The 2,947-nt window shown below is 61.1% G+C and carries 3 protein-coding genes; all 3 read left to right on the top strand.

Features of this window, described 5'->3' with window-relative positions; translation table 11 throughout:
- The first annotated feature begins 19 nt into the window (after positions 1 to 19).
- Positions 20 to 1,696: a formate--tetrahydrofolate ligase gene (locus tag AC2FFP_RS23235; RefSeq protein WP_496770979.1), complete on the top strand. Its 1,677-nt coding sequence runs from the start codon at positions 20 to 22 to the stop codon at positions 1,694 to 1,696.
- A 57-nt stretch (positions 1,697 to 1,753) separates the two neighbouring features.
- Positions 1,754 to 2,059: a chorismate mutase gene (locus AC2FFP_RS23240; protein WP_496727554.1), complete on the top strand. Its 306-nt coding sequence runs from the start codon at positions 1,754 to 1,756 to the stop codon at positions 2,057 to 2,059.
- Positions 2,060 to 2,111: 52 nt separating this feature from the next.
- The coding region (folD, locus tag AC2FFP_RS23245) for a bifunctional methylenetetrahydrofolate dehydrogenase/methenyltetrahydrofolate cyclohydrolase FolD (RefSeq protein ID WP_496881567.1) at positions 2,112 to 2,947 on the top strand (836 nt) is incomplete at its 3' end.

The following is a 2,947-nucleotide window of genomic DNA, read 5'->3' on the forward strand; positions in this document are numbered from 1 at the left end:
CAACCGGGGGTTTTGCCCAATGAGCTATAAATCGGACATTGAAATCGCGCGCGAGGCGCAGAAGAAGCCTATTCAGGAAATCGGCGCCAAGATTGGCATCGATTCTGCTGATCTGCTGCCCTATGGCCATGACAAGGCGAAGGTGAGCCAGGACTTCATCAACTCGGTCCAGGGTCGCGAAGACGGCAAGTTGATCCTGGTCACCGCGATCAACCCGACGCCTGCGGGTGAGGGCAAGACGACCACGACCGTGGGTCTGGGTGATGGTCTGAACCGCATTGGCAAGAATGCGATGATCTGTATCCGCGAAGCCTCGCTGGGCCCGAACTTTGGCATGAAGGGCGGCGCTGCAGGGGGCGGTTACGCGCAGGTTGTTCCGATGGAGGAAATGAACCTGCACTTCACCGGGGACTTCCACGCGATCACCTCGGCGCATTCGCTGCTGTCGGCGATGATCGACAACCACATCTACTGGGGCAATGAAGCCGAGATCGATGTACGCCGCGTCGCATGGCGTCGCGTGGTCGACATGAATGACCGTGCTCTGCGTCAAATCACGGCGTCTCTGGGTGGTGTGTCGAACGGCTTCCCGCGCGAAACCGGTTTTGACATCACCGTGGCGTCCGAGGTCATGGCGATCCTGTGCCTGTCCAACGACCTGAAGGATCTGGAAAAGCGTCTGGGTGACATCATCGTGGCCTATCGCCGCGACAAGACTGCTGTTTACTGCCGCGACATCAAGGCCGAAGGCGCGATGACCGTGTTGCTGAAAGACGCGATGCAGCCGAACCTGGTGCAGACGCTGGAAAACAACCCAGCCTTTGTCCACGGTGGCCCGTTCGCGAATATCGCGCATGGCTGTAACTCGGTCATTGCCACCAAGACTGCTTTGAAAGTGGCTGACTACGTTGTGACTGAGGCTGGCTTTGGGGCCGATCTGGGTGCTGAGAAGTTCATGAATATCAAGTGCCGCAAGGCGGGCATCGCGCCGTCTGCAGTGGTGCTGGTTGCCACCGTGCGTGCGATGAAGATGAACGGCGGCGTTGCCAAGGCCGATCTGGGTGCGGAAAACGTCGACGCGGTCAACTCGGGCTGTGCCAACCTTGGCCGTCACATCGAGAACGTGAAATCCTTTGGCGTGCCGGTTGTGGTTGCCATCAACCACTTCGTCACCGACACCGATGCCGAAGTGCAGGCGGTCAGCGACTATTGCGCCGCGCATGGGGTTGAGGCGGTTCTGTCGCGTCACTGGGAACTGGGCTCGGAAGGCTCTGCGCCGCTGGCCGAGAAGGTTGTTGAGATCGTCGAAGGCGGCAGTGCCAACTTCGCACCGATCTACCCCGATGACATGCCGCTGTTCGAAAAGATCGAAACCATCGCCAAGCGTATCTACCGCGCCGACGAGGTTCTGGCCGACAACAAGATCCGCAACCAGCTGCGCGAGTGGGAAGAGGCCGGATACGGCAATCTGCCGGTCTGCATGGCCAAGACGCAGTATTCGTTCTCGACCGACCCCACTTTGCGCGGCGCGCCCACCGGCCATTCGGTTCCGGTGCGTGAGGTACGTCTGAGCGCGGGGGCCGGCTTTATCGTGGTGGTCTGCGGTGAGATCATGACCATGCCCGGTCTGCCACGCAAACCGGCTGCGGAAACCATCTGCCTCAATGACGCAGGTGAGATCGAGGGCTTGTTCTAAGCCGCCGAATAGGACATCTCGTGGTCCGGGGTTTTCCCGGGCCATGAGGAGATCGCGATGCCCACTCTGACACCGCCGCAAGACTGTGCAACGATGCAGGATCTGCGGGTTCAGATCGACAAGCTGGACCGCCAACTGATCGAAATGTTGGTGGCGCGCGCAGGCTACATTGACCGCGCGTCCGAGCTGAAGCCGGGCGAGGGCCTGCCTGCCCGTATCCCGGACCGTGTCGAAGACGTGGTGCACCGCGTGCGCGCAAGCTCGGCCGAGCTGGGAATGGATCCGGATTTGGCCGAAGGACTGTGGCGCATGTTGATTGACTGGTCGATTGCACGTGAGGAACGTGTTCTCGGCCCGGACTGAATGACCGGGCGCTTCACGCGCCCGATCCGTTTTTGAAAGAAGGGATCAAAGGATGGTAGCCCAGGTTATCGACGGCAAGGCCTTTGCGGCCAAGGTCCGTGCGCAAGTGGCCGATCAGGTTGCAAAGCTGAAAGAGGAAAACGGCATCACCCCCGGCCTGGCCGTGGTTCTGGTCGGCGAAGACCCGGCCAGCCAGGTCTATGTCCGCTCCAAGGGCAAGATGACCGTCGAGGTCGGCATGAACTCGTACGAGCATAAGCTGGATGTCGATACCTCGGAAGAGGACCTGCTGGCGCTGGTCGACACGCTGAACAACGATCCGGCTGTGCATGGCATTCTGGTTCAACTGCCGCTGCCCAAGCATCTGAACGAGGATCTGGTGATCAATTCGATCGACCCGGCCAAGGATGTGGACGGGTTCCACATCTCGAATGTGGGCCTGCTGGGCACCGGTCAGAAATCGATGGTGCCCTGCACCCCGCTGGGCTGCCTGATGATGCTGCGCGACCACCATGGCTCGCTGTCCGGCATGGATGCAGTTGTGATCGGACGCTCGAACATCGTGGGCAAGCCGATGGCGCAGCTGTTGCTGGGCGACAGCTGCACCGTGACCATCGCGCATAGCCGCACCAAGGATCTGCCCGATGTTGTGCGCCGCGCCGACATCGTCGTAGCCGCCGTTGGCCGCCCCGAAATGGTGCCCGGTGACTGGATCAAAGAAGGCGCCACTGTCATCGACGTGGGCATCAACCGCATTGAACGCGACGGCAAGAACAAGCTGGTCGGCGACGTCGACTACGCCAGCGCCGCCGCACGCGCCGGCGCCATCACCCCGGTCCCCGGAGGTGTCGGCCCCATGACCATCGCCTGCCTGCTGGCCAACACACT

Source organism: Ruegeria sp. YTSC004, assembly GCF_059609805.1.